We start from the raw sequence: 16,406 nt of genomic DNA, 5'->3' as shown, positions 1-16,406 counted from the left end.
GCATCGCCGGGTTCGGTTGGCGTCAGGGCACTTTCGGCTTGATCTCCTCGATCACCCACTGCGCGTAGTCGAGGTACTCGTCGACCCCGCCGACGGCGGGGACGGGCACCGCGCTGTAGGTCACGCCCTGCGCGGCGAGCGTGCTGAGGCGATCGACGATCTCCTGCGCGCTCGTGCCGGCACGCGTGCGCGGATCCTTGACGACGCGATGGCCCTCCCCCACGCGGGTGGTGCCCAGCCCGTGCATGACCTCGAACGGCCGCCCGTCGTAGCTGGGTTGGCTCTTGATGAACTCAACACGCTCGCCGATTTTTTCGGGCGGGGTCAAAAACGGCCACCAGCCGGAGGCGAATCGCGCGGCGCGCTTGAGGGCGGCATCGGCGTCGCCGCCGACCCACACCGGAAGATGGGGTTTCTGAACGGGTTTGGGCTCGAAGACCATGTTCCGAAACGACACGTATCGGCCGTCGTATCGCGGCGACTCGCTCGTCCACAGCTCGATGATCGCGGCGAGATACTCGTCGGCGATGCGGCCGCGTTTGCGAAACCGGACCCCGAGCACGTCGAATTCGCGTTCCAGCCAACCGACTCCGAAGGTGACCATCATCCGACCGCTGCTCATCCAGTCGGCGGTCGCCAGCGCCTTGGCCAGCACGATGGGATGCTGCAGCGGCAGGATCGTGACACAGGAATTCAGCCGGATCTTCTCGGTGGCACCCGCGATGTAGGCCTGGGCGACGGTCGACTGCAGGTAGTGCGGGCCGGACAGCTCGACGTGGTCGCTGGGGATGACGAAATGCTCGGGGATCGCGATCATGTCGTAGCCCATCGCCTCGGCGCGCTTGACCATCCGGGTCTGATCCGCGCCGGTCACCCCCGCCTCCCACGGCTGGGTGAGCGCCTTGAGGCGCAGCATGTGCGGGAGCGGGAAGGCGAATTTCACCCTTGCAGTCTGACTGGTCGACGGGCCAGTGGGCGTCGATATAGCAGAACTGCTATACTAGTGAGGTGTCGTCCTATGGCGGCGATCTGATTCGCGAGGCGCGTCGGCGCGCGGGCCTCACGCAGGCCCAACTGGCGAGCCGGGCCGGCACGACCCAATCCGCCATCGCCCGTTGGGAATCCGGCCGCACCGCCGTCAGCCTTGACGACGTCCGCCGACTGGTGGGCTTTTGCGGGTTGAACCTCGAGCTCATGCTCGTGCCGCGCGACGACAGCGACCTGGCTCAGGCCGCACGGCTTGCGGGCCTGAGCGGCGAGGAGCGGATGAATCGCCACGCCCGGGTGGCGCGGCAGCTCTCGGCGCTCCGCGCGGCCGGACGGAGTTGACATGGAGCTCGACCTGCCCCGCATCCTCGAGGCGCTGCACCGCAACAAAGTCGACTACATCCTCATCGGCGGCCTCGCCGCGGTTTACCACGGCTCCCCGTTCCCCACGGAAGACGCCGACATCACGCCCGACGTGGACCGGCGAAACCTCGACAGGCTCGCCGCCGCGCTGCGCGAACTCAACGCACGCGTCCGCACAGACTCGGAGCCGAGCGGATTGGCATTCGCATGCGATGCCGAAACCCTAGCCGCAGCCCAAACCTGGAACCTCACCACCGACGCCGGCGATCTCGACGTGGCCTTCGAGCCTTCCGGCACAAGCGGATACCGCGACCTGCGCCGCGACGCGGGTCAAGTCGAACTCTATGGGGTGAGCGTGCGGATCGCGTCACTCCGTGATGTCATCCGGTCAAAGCAGGCGGCCAACCGACCCAAGGACCAGCGCACGCTACCAACCCTGCGCGAGATCCTGGCCCGGCGACGAGGTTAGCTTTTGGTGCCGACGGTGATCAGGTCGGACACGAGTCGCGCCCACACCGGTCGCGGGATGCGGTGCTGGTCGGTGACGGTGAACCCGGCGCCCTCGAACAGGCTGCGCATTTCGGCCGGCGACGCGTTGTGCTGCGGTTTCCATCGATTGGACGCCGGCGACTGCAACAGCGGTTGCCGGGTGCTGAGCGCCGAGACGGCCACCAGCCCGCCGGGCGCCAGGACGCGATGGAATTCGCGCAGGGCCGCCGGCTGGTCGAAGAAGTGGAACGCCGAGGTGGTCACGACGGCGTCGAGCGCCCCGTCGTCGAAGGGCAGCTGCTCGGCCGGCCCGCGCATCCACTGCACCCGGCTGGACCTGGCGCGGGCCTGGGCGAGCATCCCGTCGGACATGTCGACCCCGTAGATCGCCTCGGGATGCAGCTCGCGCTCGATCCGGTCGCTGAGAATGCCGGTGCCGCAAGCGATGTCGGCGATTTTGTTGGAGTTATGGGCGCGCAGCTGCGCGATCACCTCGTCGTGCGGCGGCCGGTACACCCACTGCTGCAAGAACGGGAGGTCGTAAGCCGGGGCCAGGAAACTCCACATCCGGGTGATCGCGTCGTTGAGACCGCGGCGTTGCGCTGACGTCATCCGTTCAGTATGGACGTGTAGTAAACGGTGTCGGCAGCCGAGACCGAGTCATTGGTCTGCGGGATCGCCGACAGGCCGAAATCGGCCAGCAGCTCGCGCATCGGAGTGCCCACGGTGCGCCACCCCAGGTTCTGCAGATACGCTTCCACGTCGTTGCGCTCGCCCTCGAAGCCGAGATCGGCGAACTCCAGGTCCAGGCCGTGCTCGCGCCACTTGGCGGCGGCCTGGCGCATCAGCTCCCGCGCGCGCTCGCGGTCCACGTGCGGCAGGTCCGGGACGGCCTCGCAGGCCAGCCGGCTGCCGTCGGCGCTGAGCGCGGTGACGTTGTCCAGCAGCCGGTCCTGCGCCTCCGGCGGCAGGTAGCCGAACAGGCCCTCGGCGATCCACGCGGTGGGCCGGCCGGGGTCAAAACCCGCCTCCTGCAACGCCTTCGGCCAGTCGTGGCGCAAATCGATTGCCACGGTGCGCAAATCGGCCGCCGGCGCCGCGCTGAGATCCCGCAGGGTCTCGGCCTTGAACTCGATGACCTGGGGGCTGGTCGATTTCGAACAGCGTCAGATCCGCCGGCCACGCCAACCGGTAGGCGCGCGCGTCGAGACCCGAGGCCAGGATCACGGCCTGGCGGATCCCGGCCTCGGTCGCGTCCTTGAAGAACGAGTCGAAGAATCGGGTGCGTGCGGCCATCGCATCGGGCATGTGCCCGAGCTTCCAGCCGGACTCGTCGTGGTCGACGTCGGCGGCGTCGAGGTCGCCGTCGACCCATCGCGTGAAGAACTCCACGCCGACGGCGCGAACCAGCGGCTCGGCGAACCGGTCCTCGATCAGCGGGTTGTCGGCGTTGGTGGCGATGGCCCGGGCCGCGGCCACCATCGTGGCCGTCACGCCCACGCTGGTGGCCAGATCCCAGGTGTCGTTGTCAGTGCGTGGCATGCGCCTGCTCTTCCAGTGTCGTATCAAGCTTTTATTTAGCCAGTATAACAACTGATGGAGGCGAGGCCGGTTCCGCTGGCGAGCAGACGCAAAAGCCCCCTTTTCGTCGGTGTGTCGGGTGCTTTTGCGTCTGCTCGCCGTCGGTGCTAGCGCGGGCCGGGGCCGCCGGGGCCGCCGGGGCCGCCGGGACCGCCCGGTCCGCCGGGACCGCCGGGACCTCCCGGCCCGCCGGGGCCGTTCGCGGTCGGAAGCCAGAACACGCACTGGTTCAGGTCCACGCTCCACACCCACCCGGGGGCGCACGCCGGGTCGGCCCTGCCGATCGCCGGGGCCGCAACGGCGGTCACCGGCAAAACCGAAGCCGCGACGGCGAACGCGCCGATCGCGCAACGCGTCAGAAAATGCCTCGTCATTCGGTCCTCCTCCTGCCGATGGCTCGATGGCCGCCGATACTGATTTAAGCGCCGCGGGGCTTTGGCTACCGGAGTTTTCAGATTTTCGGTGGCGCGGGTCGGCTCAACCAGCGCGGTTGACGTGGGTGGGATTCGGGTATGTCCCGGAAATGGTCGGCTGGCTGGACAGGTTGCAGCGACGCAACCGCGCGGTCGGTGTGGTGGTCGCGGTCATCTACAAATACCTCGACGATCAGGGCGGCTATCTGTCCGCACTGATCACCTACTACGGGTTCGTGTCGCTGTTCCCGCTGCTACTGCTGTTGACCACGGGCCTTGGGGTGGTCCTGGCCGGGCGGCCCGACCTGCAGGAGCAGGTCGTGCACAGCACGCTGAGCCAATTCCCCGTCATCGGAAGCCAGTTGCATCAGCCCGAGGGGCTCAGCGGCGGGACGGTGGCCGTGGTCGTCGGCATCGCGGGCGCCCTCTACGGCGGGCTGGGCGTCGGGCAGGCGATCCAGAACGCGATGGACTCAGTGTGGGCCGTCCCGAAGAACAACCGCCCCAACCCAATCCGGTCCCGGCTGCGCAGCTCGATGCTGCTGTTGGTGCTCGGCTCGGCCGCCATCGCGGCCACCGTCCTGTCCGCGATCGGCCAGGCAACCGGGCGGCTGGGCGTGCTCGGCCAGATCGGCGTCGCGCTGGCGGCCATCGCGATCAACGGGCTGATCTGCCTGGTGATCTTTCGGGTGACCACCGCCCGGCAACTCACCTACCGTCAGGTCTGGCCGGGAGCGCTTGCGGCGGCGATCGTTTGGCAGATCCTGCAGCGGTTCGGCGCCGGCTATGTCCAGCACACGGTGAAGACGGCCAGCGCCACCAACAGCGTCTTCGCGCTGGTGTTGGGGCTGCTGGCCTTCCTGTACCTGGTGTCGACGACGCTGGTGCTGTGCGCCGAGGTCAACGTGGTGCTGGTCGAGCGTCTGTACCCGCGCGCGTTGCTCACCCCGTTCATCGACGACGTGGATCTGACGTCGGCCGACCGCCGAACCTACGCCAAGAAGGCGAAGGCCGAGCGCGTCAAGGGGTTTCAGCGCGTGAGCGTCCGATTCCGCGACCTCACCCACAAGACCACCCCGCCGCCCACGCCGACCGTCGGCGGCGGGCCGACGGGCTGATCTCAGGCGTCGATCACCACGCGACCGCTCTTCGCGCGGGAGACGCAGACCAGCATTTCGTCGTCGCCCTCCACGAGGCGTCCCCGGCGGTCGACGTCCCCGGCGAGCACCTTGACCTTGCAGGTCCCGCAGAACCCCTGCTGGCACGAATACGGGGTCGCCGGGTCGCCGTCGAGCATGACGGCCAGCGCGGACCGGTTCGACGGCACGCTGAGCACCCGCCGCGAGCGCGCGAGTTCCAGCTCGAACGGGATCCCGTCGACCACCGGCGGCGGGCTGAACCTCTCGTAATGCAGTGGCGCGCCGACGCATTCGTCGCGGGCCGCCCGGACCGCTTCCAGCACGGCGGTCGGCGCGCACACGTACACGGCGGTCTTGGGACCCGCGCCGGCCAGGAGCTCGTCGATGGTCGGGAACCGGCCGCGCTCGTCGTCGGCCCACACGGTGACCCGATCGGCGTCCACGGCCAGCACCTCGTCCAACAGCGGCATGTAGTCGCGGCTCCTGCCCGCATAGACTGCGCGCCAATTGATCCCGTGCTGTTGGGCCACCTGGATCATGGGAAGGATGGGCGTCACCCCGATGCCGCCGATGACGAACAACACGTCCTGCTCGTCGGTCACGAGATAGAACGCGTTGCGGGGGCCCTCGAACACGAAGCTGTCGCCGACGTCGAAGGTGTCGTGCATCTCCATCGAACCGCCGCCGCCGTCGGGGATCCGGCGCACGGCGATGCGGTAGTCGGTGCGCCGCCCGGGCGGGCCGCACAGCGAGTACTGCCGGCGGCGGCCCGACGCCAGCCGGACGTCGATGTGCGCGCCGGGTGTCCACGACGGCAGTAACCCGCCGTCGGGATCGGCCAGCGTCAACGCGACCACGTCGGGCGTGAGAAGTTCGCGTTTGGTCACCACCGCGGTGCTGGTGCGCCGCACCGGCACCACCCGTGACGGCGTCCACCGCGACGCCGACGCCAGGCCGCCGAACAGCGCGCCCACGCCCCACAGCGCCGTGTAGAGGCGGTCGCGCTTGCGGCGGCCGTACAGGTCGGCCGGCCTGCTGTCCCAAATACCTTGCGACACCATCGTCCTCACGCTCCGCGCACGCCGCTGCGCACGCTGACCAGGTCGACCCACTCGCCGGTGAGCCGGGCGATCACGTCGGGGTGCGAGGCCACTACCCAGTGCCCGCCCTCGATCGGCAGCACCCTGCCGCCGTCCGGAATCGAGCCGGTGAACCGCTGCAGGGCGGGCGTCACGAAGTGGTCCTGACGCGCGACGAGCACCTGCACCGGCACGCTCGTCTGCGGCAGCTTCGCTCCCGGCGCCAGGATCGGGCCGGGCATGTTGGCGCGATACAGGTTGAGCCCGTTGAGGTAGTCACCGATCGACCGCAGCGAGGCGGCCGCGCGCGGACTGGCGGCGCCCGAGCGTCCGATGCGCTCAACGGCCGCAAAGACTTTCATCGTCGCCCCGGAGCGGATCGCCAGCTCCGGCACCACCGGGCACAGGAAGAACCAGATGTATCCGGACGCCAGGAACTGGCGCACCACGTCGGCCGCCGCGCGCGGGCTGCGCGGTGACCGCAGGAACCGGCCCGCGTAGTTCAGGTGCGGCCCCGAAATCGATGTGTAGGAGGCGATCTTGGGCGCCACCGACTGGTCGGTGACGGCCGCCCAGCCCTGGATCGAGCCCCAGTCGTGGCCCAGCAGGTGCACCGGGCCGACGCCCAGGCTGTCGATGACGGTGCCGACGTCGGCGGCCAGCTGGGCAAGCCGATAGCCCGAACGGCTTGCCGGCGTTGACGATTCGCCGGCCCCGCGCACGTCGTAGGCGACGACATTGAACTGGTCGGCCAGCTGCTCGGCGACCCCGTCCCACACGCGGTGGTTGTCGGGGTAGCCGTGGATCGCCAGGATGGTCGGGCGGCGACCGTCGATCTCGGTGTAGGTGTGGACGGCGAGCGTGACGCCGTCCGTCGCGGTCACAGTGCTCATAGGGTCATCGTCCCTGATCTCAGTGCGACGCGCGGGCGGCGGGCGACCGGGCCAGGTAGTCGACCGCGCGTCCGACCCCGCCCAGCTGCGACGGATGGAAGTTCGGCTTGTAGTACGCGCCGATGACCCCGAGGAACTCGAACGGCCCGGGCACCAAACCCCGTCGCGCCGCGCGGAAGTAGTCGCGCCAGCGCGGCTTGGTCCCCGGCGGAAGGTTCGGGTCGACGGAGTACATGAAGCGCACGCCGCGGATGAACAACCACAGCAGCGACGGCGTCACCAGCAGCTGGGTGCGCACCTGGCGCCAATAGCCGGCGCGCAGATGCTTCATGGTGTCGAACGCCACCGCCTTGTGCTCGACCTCCTCGGCGCCGTGCCAGCGCAGCAGGTCCAGCATCACCGGGTCGGTGCCCATGGCGTCGTGCTGCGGGGTGTCGAGGATCCATTCGCCAAGGATCGCGGTGTAGTGTTCCAGCGCCGCCACCATCGACACCCGCTCGAGCAGCCAGCTCGCCCGCCGTCGCGCGCTCCAGTGGGGGCGGTCGCCGATCAATCTGTCGAACAGCCAGCGGATCTGGTTGGTGAACGGTGTCACGTCGATGCCGTTGGCCGCGAAGTGCCCGAGCACGCCGGAGTGCGCCTGGGAGTGCATGGCCTCCTGACTGATGAAGCCCTGCACATCCAGCCGCAGCTGGTCGTCCTGGATCAGCGGCAACGATGTCTTGAACGTGTCGACGATCCACTCCTCGCCCGCGGGCAGCAGCAGGTGCAGGATGTTGCAGAAGTGGGTGGCGAAGGGCTCGTTGGGCACGTAGTAGAACGGCAGCGTCGCCCAATCGAACTCGACGTCACGGGCCTGCAGGACGATCCGCTCGTGATCCAGCGACGCGTCATGCGGACCCGTTGCCTTGTCGTCGACCGTGAACATCGTGGACTCCATGTTAGGCACTGCGTTGCGTCTCGGCCTCAGCCTCCGTGATCAGCCGCTCGCTCCGCAAGAACCGGACCAGGTTGTCGACGGTCTCGGTCAGCGGGGCCTCGTGCTCGCGGACCTTGACCAGGCTGCGCGCGTGGCGGTATTGGCCGTTGCCATAACGCTTGTCACGCATGGCCGCGATCTTGTCCGCCGAGCGGGTGAGGAAATCGACCAGCGGATAGATCGGGTCGCGCGGCGTGCACCGCCGGTTCATCTGCTCGACGAAGGCCGGGATGTCGTAGTAGTCGAAGCGGTAGCCGTACCGTTCGGACAGGATCCGGGTGATGTCCGTCAGGTTGTAGTAGTCATCCGCCGTCATGTTAAAGATCGTCCCAGCCTCGGGCGCCAGATCCATCAGCGCGACGATGTGGTCGGCGATCAGGTCCGCCGGCAGCAGGCTGAGCTGGTTGAGGGCGTCGGCGGCGATGCCGTGCTCGATCATGAACGCCATGGTGCGCACCAGGATGTCGTCCTGGCTGCCGAAGCCGGCGCCGGTCGGCGAGATCAGCGACGGCCGGTAGATGCGCACGTCGAGCCCCTTGTGCTGGGCGGCCAGCGTCAGCTGCTCGGCGACCCACTTGGTCTGCGAGTAGCCGAAGTCCAACGCGTTCATCTCCGCGTTCACGTCGTCCTCACCGACCACCGGCTTGACGCTCCACCCGTAGATGAAGGTGCTGGACACCAGGTGGAAGGCCTTGCGGTGCGACGTCATCGCCAGGCGCAAAAGCTGTTGCGTACCAAGCACATTGGCGGGCCGCAAGGCGTCGTACGTCCGGACGTAGTTGACCAGCGCGCCGTTGTGCACGATGGCGTCGACGCTCTCGGCCAGCCGCTGGAACCCCGACTCACCGAGGCCGAGGTGGGGCTCGGCGAGATCGCCGCAAACCACCCGCACCCGCGAGCGGACCTTGGCTTCCAGCGCCGGCGACCACAGCTGCGCCTTGCGCAGCCCGGCGACGATGCGGTCCAGGCCGTGTTCGGCGTCCGTCGCGCGGATCAGCGCGTGCAGGGTGTGCGACGTGTTGCCCAGCAGGCTGCTTAGCAGGAACGGCCCCAGGAACCCGGTGACGCCGGTGACCAGAACGTCACTGACCGCCCCCGGCCGCGCCGGCGGCAGCTCGGGCAGCGGCAGCCGCGCGTCGGCGCGCATCTGCGTGATCTCGTAGGCCTCGTACTCCGCCGAGATCTGGTCCAGCGCTTGCCGCAACGCGTCGAGCGGCTGCCCGGACCCCTCGCCGAACTGACGCATCAGCCCGAAGAACTCGGCGACCGTCAGGCGTTGCAGCAGCCGGGTGTTGACCTCCTCCGCCAGTTCCCCGGCACCGTGCTCCTCGAGCAGCGCCTGCAGGTCCGCACGGAGCTCGGCCAGGGCCAACGAGTCGATGCCGAGGTCGGCGAAGGAGCAGTCCTCGTGACCCGTGAGGTCGTAGCTCTCGATGAGGTGGCGGAAGCGGCCGATGGGGCCCGCGCTGGCGTCCGGCCCGTCGTGGGTGTGGTGGGTATAGGTCGCCAGCACGGGCAGCTTGTTGTCCAGCCAGAGCTGGCGGGTGTGCGCGCGCCGGATCTTCCCCGAGGTGGTCTTGGGGATGCTGCGCGGCGGCGCGAACAGGATGGTGTGCGGATCGATGTGGCAATGCCGGCGGATCGCGCGCGCCAGCGCCTTGCCGTCCGGCAGGGAATTCTCGTCGCGCACCTCGGCCACCACGACCAGCGTTTCCTGGTCGTCGCGCTCCACCGAGAACGCGGCCACGCAGCCGTTGCGGATCTGCCCGGCCGAGCGTTCCACGACGGCCTCGACGTCCGACGGATAGCAGTTGACGCCGCGGATGATGATCAGGTCCTTGGTGCGGCCGCAGACAAACAGCTCGCCCTCGTAGAGGAAGCCGAGGTCGCCGGTGCGCAGGTAGGTGTGTTCGTCGTCGCCGGCGATGCGGGCTGAAAACGTTTCGGCGGTGACGTCCGGGCGGTGCCAGTAGCCGCCGGCCTTGGACGGCCCGTCCACCCAGATCTCGCCGACGCGGCCCTCGCCCAGCGCCTCCCGCGACTGCGGGTCGACGATGCGGACGATGCTGCCGGAGACGGGCTTGCCGCTGCTCACCAGCGGGGCCTGGTTGTTGTTCTCGGGCATGGCCTTTTCGACCCGCACGTAATTCTTCTGCAGCGCCCGCTTGTTCACGGCCAGGGTCTGCCGCCCCCGCAGGGTTACTGCCAGAGTGTTCTCTGCGAGGCCGTACGCGCCGGTGACCGCGTCTGGTCGCAGGCCGTAGGGGGCGAAGCGTTCCCGAAAGCGCGCGAACGTCTTGGCCCGCAGCGGCTCGGCGCCGATGACCATGGACTCGAGGCTGCTCAGGTCGATGCCCTCCAGCTCCGACGCGGGAAGCTTGTCCTCGCGCAGGCAGTACTCGAGCGCGAAGTTCGGCGCCGGCGTGCGGGTGCCGCGCACCTCGCTGATGAGCCGCAGCCAGGCCGACGGCCGCTTGAGGAAGTCCTCCGGCGACATCCCGTGCGTGCACCCGCCGATCACCACCACGAACAGGTAGGCGGAGATCAGGCCCATGTCGTGGTGCTGCGGCAGCCAGCTGACCGCCACCTCGCTGTCACGGAAGGCCGAGGCGTTTGCGATGACGTTGGCGTGGCTGACCACGACGCCCTTGGGGTTGCTGGTGGACCCGGACGTGTACTGCAGGAAGAGCACCCGGCCGGGGGCGTCGGCCACCCGGGGGCCGCCGAAGTCGCGGGTGCTGTCCGTGGCGACCCACGGCAGCTCGGGCAGCCGCTCCGCGTCCGCCCAGGGCAGCGCGCCCTGGCGGTGGCCGAGTAGTTCGCGGAAGCCGTACTCGAGTTCCTTGGTCGACAGCACGGCCGTCGCCTGGGAGTCGCGCGCGATGAAGCCGAGCTTGGCCAGCCCCGACTCGAAGGCCATGGGCAGCGGCGGGCTGACCGGCACCGCGATCACGCCGATCCGCGCGCAGGCGTAGAACGCCGCCACCATCTCCAGACCCGGCGGGTAGACCAGCAGCGCCCTGTCGCCCGCCTTGAGGCCGGCCTCTGCGGACAGGTAGGCGGCCAGCTCACGCGTCCGTTCGGCGAAGCTCTCGTAGGTGTAGTGCTCGAGTTCGCGGCCGTCGGCGTCGACGAAACGGAAGAGGGTCTCGTGCGGCTTGCGCGCTGCCCACATCTGCAAGTAGTCGATAAGCGTCTCCATGGCGGGAGCCACTCCCCCTTCCAGGTCACCGGGTGAATTTAAAAACTTGACAAAGATTTCTAATACCACGATAGCGCCGCCAATCAATGTCATGCAAAGCCATTTTTCGAGTGCACATTAATTTCACAGGCATCGCGTGATCCAGCGCACATTCGGCCGAATGACGGCGGCCTTTTGTAGATACTGGCTTCAGTAGCTCAGTACGTTCTGATCCTCGGTACGTCCAGCTTGTCAGCCTGTTACGTGGATACTGATCTCCGTATCCGCACCTTTCCGTAGTCGATGACATTCAAATGAGCGCGCGCCAAATAGGGCGCTTGTTTTTCACAATTCGGTCGCACGCCCTGAATGGCGGCCGGGCATTCGAGAGCATTCGTTCCCCGCCGCGCAGGAACTCGGGCAGTCATCGAATTGACGAGCTGAGAACAAAGTGCCCTGGCCGTCGCTCCGGCCCGACCGCCGGCGCCGGCCACCCCGGCTGCCGCCGGCCCGGCCAGCCCTGAGATCTCCGCATATACTGAAACTGATTTACTGATTCACGTACCACGCGACCGAGAAAGCCGTTGCCGATGAGCCCCACGGACCGCACAACCGACGTCGGCCGCCGCGACTACGCCCCGGCCGTCACCCCCGCTGTCGCCTCGGCGCTGACCGAACCCTTCGCCGTCGGACGCACGCGCCTGCCGCGAACGCGACGAACGGTCGACCTCACCCACGCGCAGCACCGCGCCCTCGACATCTGGCAGCGCGAGGCCGCCGACCGCCTCGGCGTCGCCCGCGTCACCGGACAGGACGTGCTCGCCACGCTGGTCGACCAGCTGCTGAACGACCCGAAGCTTTCCGCGCAGGTCATCCGCAGCCTCCAGGCCCGGCGGTAACCGGCTACCGGCCGCTCACCTCGGCGATGCGGATGGGCGGCCCGGCGCGGGCCACCAGCCTGGCGATGTTGAGGAAACGCTCGCCGTCGATGATCGGCGCCAGCGGCTCGCCCTCGGCCTCGATGATCATCTCCTTGCCGTTGACGTCGCGGACGCGATCGCCGCGCAGGGTGCCGTTGGTCAGCGCCATCGGAAAACGCACGACGATCTTCGAGGGCCGCATCTCGCCGGCCTGGAAATGCAGCGCGCCCGGTTCGGACGCCTTGGGGAACAGCCGGAACGGGCCGCCGATGTGCAGGTCGATCGCGCCGGCGTGCAGGAGCCGGTGCGTCCGCGTCGGGACCTCCTCGCCGTCGATGACCACGCGGGCCTGCGTCGGGGCGAACAGGCTGGACGCGTAGTTGGGCTTGTCCGAGTGGTGCGGGACGACCTTGTTGGTGAGGTAGTCGCCCAGCGAGCGGGCGATCACCCGGACGACGTCGGCGCGCCCGTGGGTGTGGTTGTCGTAGTACTTCTCGTAGAAGCGGTTGCCCACGCCACCGGCGGCCAGCCCGAAGCAAATCCGGTGAAACGCCGCGCCGTCGGCGGTTTCGCCGTCGAGCGTCAGGCTGTCCAGGACCACCTCGGGTGGCGGCCGATCCGCCTCGGCGGCGGACACCAGGGCGCGCAGGATCGCTTCGGGCCGGCCGCGCACGCGGGCCTTGCGCGCGACGGCGTTGACGCTGCCGCCGTTGGTGGGCACGAAGGTCGGCCACCGGCCGGGATCGCTGACGCAGTGCTCGGTTTCGTTGATCAGCCAGTTCAGCGACCCGTCGCCGCCGTCGCACACCAGGTGGGTGGCCCGCGTGCTCAGCTTCGCCAGAGCGGCGCGCAGGTCCTCGACCGAGCCGGTCTCGACCACCTCGCCGCACGGGCCGACGATGCGGCGCAAGTCGGCGATGCGGTCGCCCGGCGCGGCACGGTTTTGGCGCGCGAGCGGATTGACGATGACGCCTAGATACATCCGGCCGTCCCCGACCCCACGATGCCCCGCCGCGACTGTGAACCTCCCGACGCGTTGCCGGCGTGTCGCGTCGTGAATTTCACGCTCGCGCTTAAGAAGAGGGGCGCCATTCCCGGCACGATACCCGCGGTGGCTGGGCACCAGCTCAGCGCCCGATGAGCGCTTCAGAGGTGCGGCTAAGGTTGCTGGCATGCCTGGTTGGACCGCCGCAGACCTGCCGTCGTTCGCTGGACGCACCGTGATCGTCACCGGCGCCAACGCCGGATTGGGCGAGGTGACCGCGCGCGAGCTGGCCCGGGTCGGGGCCCGCGTCGTGCTCGCCGTCCGCAACACCGACAAGGGGCGCGCCGCCGCCGAGCGCATGGCCGGACACGTCGACGTCCGGCCGCTCGATTTGCAGGACCTGTCCTCGGTGCGCCGCTTCGCCGACGACGTCGACAAGGTCGACGTGCTCGTCAACAACGCCGGCATCATGGCCACCAAACACGCGGTCACCGTCGACGGGTTCGAGGGCCAGATCGGCACCAACCACCTCGGTCATTTCGCGCTGACCAACCTGCTGCTGCCCAAGCTCACCGACCGCGTGGTGACGGTGTCCTCGCTGATGCACCACATCGGCTACATCAGCCTCAAGGACCTGAACTGGGAGTCCCGGCCGTACTCGGCGTGGCTGGCCTACGGCCAGTCGAAGCTGGCGAACCTGTTGCTCACCAGCGAGCTGCAGCGGCGCCTCGACGGCGCCGGTTCTCCACTGCGCGCGCTGGCAGCCCACCCCGGCTGGTCGCACACGAACCTGCAGGGCAACTCCGGCCGCAAATTCGGCGACGCGCTGGTGCTGGCCGTCGACCGGCTGGTGTCCACCGACGCCGACTTCGGCGCGAGGCAGACGTTGTACGCGGCATCACAGGACCTGCCGGGCAACACCTTCGTCGGCCCAAGGTTCGGCCTCTATGGCCGCACCCAGCCGACCTGGCGAAATTGGCCGGCCAAGCGCGCGTCCACCGCCGCAGCGCTGTGGGAGCTGTCCGAGCGGCTGACCGATACGAAATTCCCGCTGTAGACCGGCGGGCGATTTCGCCGGCACGCCCGTCCCCGTGCGGCGCGGCTAGATTGGTGAAATCAGCTAACGGCGCGCGGGCGATGCGGGGAAGGAGACGGGGCCGTGTCACGGACGGATATGGCGGCGCTGCTCGCCCTGTTGGCCGCGCTGGCGTCGGCGATCGGCAACGTGATTCGTCAGCGGTCCGCGCAGGAGGTCACCGACAAGCAGGTCGGCCACCTGACGTTGTTCGGCATGTTGTTGCGCGACACCCGCTGGTGGGTGGGCGGACTGGGCGACATCTCCAGCTACCTGCTGCTCGCGGCGGCCCTCGACAAGGGCTCGGTGTTGTTGGTCATGTCGCTGCAGGTGACGGCATTGCTGTTCGCGTTGCCCATCTACGCGCGGGTGACGCGTCATCCGGTGACGCGGCGCGAGTGGCTGTGGGCGATCCTGCTGGCGGTGGCGCTGGCGGTCGTGATCGCGGTCGGGGACCCGACCGGCGGCCAGCAGCGCGCACCGCTGCACACGTGGATCATCGTGGCCGTGGTGATGGGACCGGCGCTGGTGTTGTGTTTGCTGGCCGCCCGGATCTGGTCGAATCGCCCGGTGGCGGCGGTGCTGCTGGCGGCGGTCGCGGGTTCGTTGCTGGCCGCGTTCGCGGTCCTGATGAAGGGCGTCGTCGACATCATCGGACACCACCCCGGCCAGCTGTGGCACACGCCCGAGCTGTACGGCTTCGTGTTCTGCGGGGTGGCGGGGATGATCTTTCACCAGTCGGCGTATCGCGCCGGCGCGCTGACGGCCTCGTTGCCGACGATCATCGCCGCCAAGCCCCTGGTCGGAGGGGTGCTCGGGATCGCCGTCCTCGGCGAGACCGTGGTCGCCGGCGGCAGCCAATGGTTCGTCCTGGCGCTCGCGACGGTGGCCGTGTTCGTCGCGACCGTGGGCCTGGCCCGCGGCGAGGCCGCCACCATGGCCGCCGGCGCCGGACGCGACGCGACGGCCACCGACCCGTTGCAGCCGGCGTCGCAAGCCTGACCCTCCACCCCGGGTCAGGGGTGATCATTGACCTTGTTGACTCGAGTACGCTAGAGCGATGACCGCATTGCCGGCCCTGCTCGGAAAGGAACTCGCCGCCCAGGGCATCGATGACAGCACGCTGGGAGAAAGCGACCTCGCATACGCCGAGACGGCCATCCGCAGCCTGGTGACACGGCTCAAGACGCGGACCACCTGGGAAAGCCACATCGGGTCGCTGTTGACCCACGGTCAGGTGCTCGACTTGACCAACTGGACCAAGCAGGCGCTGAGCAACGCGGTGCGCGACCACCGCGTCCTTCGCCTCGACAGCGACGGCAGCCACGCCTACCTGCTCGCGGGGTTCGACGACCAGTCGCCGGCGCGCCCACTGCCCGGGATAAAGCAGGCGCTCAAGGCGTTGGCCGCGGCCGATCCACGCGGCTGGGCCGCGGCGTCGTGGCTGCTGTCGCCGCAGCCGGAACTCGGCGGCAGGACGCCGCGAGACGCGCTGCTGGATGGGATGGCCGAGGAGGTCGCGACGCTGGCCGAACAGGCGGCGGCGCGGCTAGCGACGTGAGCCCGGCGCCCCGGGCCGTCCTCCATCTCGCCAAACCGCCGCCCCCGGCGCAACTCAAGGCGTTTCCGTCCCGGGACTGCGCGCCGGGCACCGAGGTATTTCGGTCACACGGCCACGGAAAGGGCCCCCGCTGGTTCAGTAGCTCCGGCGAGGGAAGGTTTGACCTCGCCACCCCCGACGGCACCTGTTACCTCGCCGAGTCCGAAGTGGTCACGCTGCTAGAGGCGTGGGGCGGTCTCCAGGTCGTGCCCAATTACCAAGCGGCGGAACGTGACTCGTCGCGCCTGCGCCTCGACAAGGGCGCGACGGTGGCCGACCTGACCTCGAACCTGGCCATTCAGTACGGCGTCACCTCGGAGATTTTCAGCACCACCGACTACACGCTGACCCAGTTGTGGGCGTCGGCGCTCCGGCAAGCCGGCTTCGGCGGGTTTCGGTACTGGGCGCGGCACGACCTTGCACACACCGCAGGGTGCCTCGCGTTGTTCGGGCCCGCCGATCCGAAAAAGCCCCTCGTCGGATTCGAGGTCGCGGCCACCGACCATCTGCCCGACCGCACCGACCTGCTCGACCAACTCGAGCAAGAGACCGGCATCACCGTCCTGCCCGTCCCGCCGATTTAACGCGGCGGATCGAATCGCTTTGCTCGCGAGCGTAACGCCACTGCGAAACTTGGCGACGAAAATCGCAGCCAGGTTACGCTCGTACCAGGTCCGGCTGACAAATGTGGTGCCTTTACCCGATCTTGACCCGTTGTTGAA

Annotated in this window: 16 protein-coding genes and 1 pseudogene; 8 read left to right on the top strand and 9 right to left on the bottom strand. The window is 68.7% G+C overall.

Going from position 1 to position 16,406, the window contains the following annotated elements; translation table 11 throughout:
• Positions 1–22 precede the first annotated feature (22 nt).
• Positions 23–943 (bottom strand): TIGR03619 family F420-dependent LLM class oxidoreductase, encoded by a 921-nt coding sequence (locus tag AC5Y4Z_RS16590; RefSeq protein WP_499965560.1) that lies wholly within the window; start codon positions 941–943, stop codon positions 23–25.
• Positions 944–1,008: 65 nt separating this feature from the next.
• Here AC5Y4Z_RS16590 and AC5Y4Z_RS16585 point away from each other — a divergent pair, with 65 nt between their 5' ends.
• Entirely contained in the window at positions 1,009–1,329 is a 321-nt protein-coding gene (locus AC5Y4Z_RS16585; RefSeq protein WP_499965559.1) for a helix-turn-helix transcriptional regulator, read from the top strand.
• 1 nt (position 1,330) lies between these two features.
• Positions 1,331–1,819, top strand: a complete 489-nt coding sequence (locus AC5Y4Z_RS16580) for a hypothetical protein (RefSeq protein WP_499965558.1) — start codon at positions 1,331–1,333, stop codon at positions 1,817–1,819.
• Here the strand turns inward: AC5Y4Z_RS16580 and AC5Y4Z_RS16575 are convergent.
• From AC5Y4Z_RS16575 to AC5Y4Z_RS16565, 3 genes and pseudogenes are all read right to left on the bottom strand, one after another.
• Positions 1,816–2,451: a class I SAM-dependent methyltransferase gene (locus AC5Y4Z_RS16575; RefSeq protein ID WP_499965557.1), complete on the bottom strand. Its 636-nt coding sequence runs from the start codon at positions 2,449–2,451 to the stop codon at positions 1,816–1,818. The two genes, AC5Y4Z_RS16580 and AC5Y4Z_RS16575, sit on opposite strands and share 4 nt — an antisense overlap.
• Positions 2,448–3,381: pseudogene (locus tag AC5Y4Z_RS16570) on the bottom strand (SAM-dependent methyltransferase). Before AC5Y4Z_RS16570 ends, AC5Y4Z_RS16575 begins: the two are co-directional and overlap by 4 nt.
• Positions 3,382–3,527: 146 nt before the next feature.
• A complete protein-coding gene (locus AC5Y4Z_RS16565; RefSeq protein WP_499965556.1) occupies positions 3,528–3,794 on the bottom strand; it encodes a hypothetical protein in 267 nt (88 codons plus the stop codon).
• A gap of 149 nt (positions 3,795–3,943) precedes the next feature.
• Between AC5Y4Z_RS16565 and AC5Y4Z_RS16560 the strand changes: the two genes are divergently transcribed.
• Positions 3,944–4,951 carry a YihY/virulence factor BrkB family protein gene (locus AC5Y4Z_RS16560; RefSeq protein ID WP_499965930.1) on the top strand — a complete coding sequence of 336 codons (1,008 nt, stop codon included), beginning with the start codon at positions 3,944–3,946 and terminating at the stop codon, positions 4,949–4,951.
• Between the two features lie 2 nt (positions 4,952–4,953).
• Here AC5Y4Z_RS16560 and AC5Y4Z_RS16555 read toward each other — a convergent pair whose 3' ends face one another.
• Genes AC5Y4Z_RS16555 through AC5Y4Z_RS16540 form a run of 4 tightly spaced genes read right to left on the bottom strand, consistent with a single transcriptional unit; the run spans position 4,954 to position 11,125 of the window.
• Positions 4,954–6,033, bottom strand: coding sequence for a PDR/VanB family oxidoreductase (locus AC5Y4Z_RS16555; protein WP_499965555.1), 1,080 nt, complete (start codon positions 6,031–6,033; stop codon positions 4,954–4,956).
• 5 nt (positions 6,034–6,038) lie between these two features.
• Complete coding sequence (locus AC5Y4Z_RS16550) at positions 6,039–6,944, bottom strand: alpha/beta fold hydrolase (RefSeq protein ID WP_499965554.1); 906 nt, start codon at positions 6,942–6,944, stop codon at positions 6,039–6,041.
• 19 nt (positions 6,945–6,963) lie between these two features.
• Positions 6,964–7,884, bottom strand: coding sequence for a metal-dependent hydrolase (locus AC5Y4Z_RS16545; RefSeq protein ID WP_499965928.1), 921 nt, complete (start codon positions 7,882–7,884; stop codon positions 6,964–6,966).
• 1 nt (position 7,885) lies between these two features.
• Positions 7,886–11,125 carry a thioester reductase domain-containing protein gene (locus AC5Y4Z_RS16540; protein WP_499965553.1) on the bottom strand — a complete coding sequence of 1,080 codons (3,240 nt, stop codon included), beginning with the start codon at positions 11,123–11,125 and terminating at the stop codon, positions 7,886–7,888.
• Positions 11,126–11,694: 569 nt separating this feature from the next.
• On the opposite strand from AC5Y4Z_RS16540, the gene AC5Y4Z_RS16535 reads away from it, so the two are divergent.
• Positions 11,695–12,003: a hypothetical protein gene (locus AC5Y4Z_RS16535; protein ID WP_499965552.1), complete on the top strand. Its 309-nt coding sequence runs from the start codon at positions 11,695–11,697 to the stop codon at positions 12,001–12,003.
• 4 nt (positions 12,004–12,007) lie between these two features.
• On the opposite strand, the gene AC5Y4Z_RS16530 is transcribed toward AC5Y4Z_RS16535, so the two are convergent.
• Complete coding sequence (locus AC5Y4Z_RS16530; protein WP_499965551.1) at positions 12,008–13,006, bottom strand: diacylglycerol/lipid kinase family protein; 999 nt, start codon at positions 13,004–13,006, stop codon at positions 12,008–12,010.
• Positions 13,007–13,196: 190 nt separating this feature from the next.
• Between AC5Y4Z_RS16530 and AC5Y4Z_RS16525 the strand changes: the two genes are divergently transcribed.
• The 4 genes from AC5Y4Z_RS16525 to AC5Y4Z_RS16510 all read left to right on the top strand — a co-directional run bounded on the left by AC5Y4Z_RS16525 (position 13,197) and on the right by AC5Y4Z_RS16510 (position 16,268).
• The gene (locus AC5Y4Z_RS16525; RefSeq protein ID WP_499965550.1) at positions 13,197–14,066 is read left to right on the top strand and encodes an oxidoreductase; all 870 of its coding nucleotides are present in this window, start codon (positions 13,197–13,199) and stop codon (positions 14,064–14,066) included.
• A gap of 102 nt (positions 14,067–14,168) precedes the next feature.
• Complete coding sequence (locus tag AC5Y4Z_RS16520; protein ID WP_499965549.1) at positions 14,169–15,086, top strand: DMT family transporter; 918 nt, start codon at positions 14,169–14,171, stop codon at positions 15,084–15,086.
• A gap of 58 nt (positions 15,087–15,144) precedes the next feature.
• Positions 15,145–15,645: a hypothetical protein gene (locus AC5Y4Z_RS16515; protein WP_499965548.1), complete on the top strand. Its 501-nt coding sequence runs from the start codon at positions 15,145–15,147 to the stop codon at positions 15,643–15,645.
• On the top strand, positions 15,642–16,268 hold the full coding sequence (locus tag AC5Y4Z_RS16510; protein WP_499965547.1) for an RES family NAD+ phosphorylase: 627 nt from the start codon (positions 15,642–15,644) through the stop codon (positions 16,266–16,268). The genes AC5Y4Z_RS16515 and AC5Y4Z_RS16510 overlap by 4 nt, the downstream gene beginning before the upstream one ends.
• Positions 16,269–16,406 lie beyond the last annotated feature (138 nt).

The organism is Mycobacterium sp. NGS63, assembly GCF_059812295.1.
The sequence above is the reverse complement of the archived record's forward strand: the minus strand, read 5'-3'. Positions and strand labels throughout refer to the sequence as shown.

Coding starts and splice junctions, on each gene's coding strand:
- AC5Y4Z_RS16580 (WP_499965558.1), top strand. CDS start 1,331: ATGGAGCTCGACCTGCCCCGCATCCTCGAGGCGCTGCACCGCAACAAA.
- AC5Y4Z_RS16575 (WP_499965557.1), bottom strand. CDS start 2,451: ATGACGTCAGCGCAACGCCGCGGTCTCAACGACGCGATCACCCGGATG.
- AC5Y4Z_RS16565 (WP_499965556.1), bottom strand. CDS start 3,794: ATGACGAGGCATTTTCTGACGCGTTGCGCGATCGGCGCGTTCGCCGTC.
- AC5Y4Z_RS16560 (WP_499965930.1), top strand. CDS start 3,944: ATGGTCGGCTGGCTGGACAGGTTGCAGCGACGCAACCGCGCGGTCGGT.
- AC5Y4Z_RS16555 (WP_499965555.1), bottom strand. CDS start 6,033: ATGGTGTCGCAAGGTATTTGGGACAGCAGGCCGGCCGACCTGTACGGC.
- AC5Y4Z_RS16550 (WP_499965554.1), bottom strand. CDS start 6,944: ATGAGCACTGTGACCGCGACGGACGGCGTCACGCTCGCCGTCCACACC.
- AC5Y4Z_RS16545 (WP_499965928.1), bottom strand. CDS start 7,884: ATGGAGTCCACGATGTTCACGGTCGACGACAAGGCAACGGGTCCGCAT.
- AC5Y4Z_RS16540 (WP_499965553.1), bottom strand. CDS start 11,125: ATGGAGACGCTTATCGACTACTTGCAGATGTGGGCAGCGCGCAAGCCG.
- AC5Y4Z_RS16535 (WP_499965552.1), top strand. CDS start 11,695: ATGAGCCCCACGGACCGCACAACCGACGTCGGCCGCCGCGACTACGCC.
- AC5Y4Z_RS16530 (WP_499965551.1), bottom strand. CDS start 13,006: ATGTATCTAGGCGTCATCGTCAATCCGCTCGCGCGCCAAAACCGTGCC.
- AC5Y4Z_RS16525 (WP_499965550.1), top strand. CDS start 13,197: ATGCCTGGTTGGACCGCCGCAGACCTGCCGTCGTTCGCTGGACGCACC.
- AC5Y4Z_RS16515 (WP_499965548.1), top strand. CDS start 15,145: ATGACCGCATTGCCGGCCCTGCTCGGAAAGGAACTCGCCGCCCAGGGC.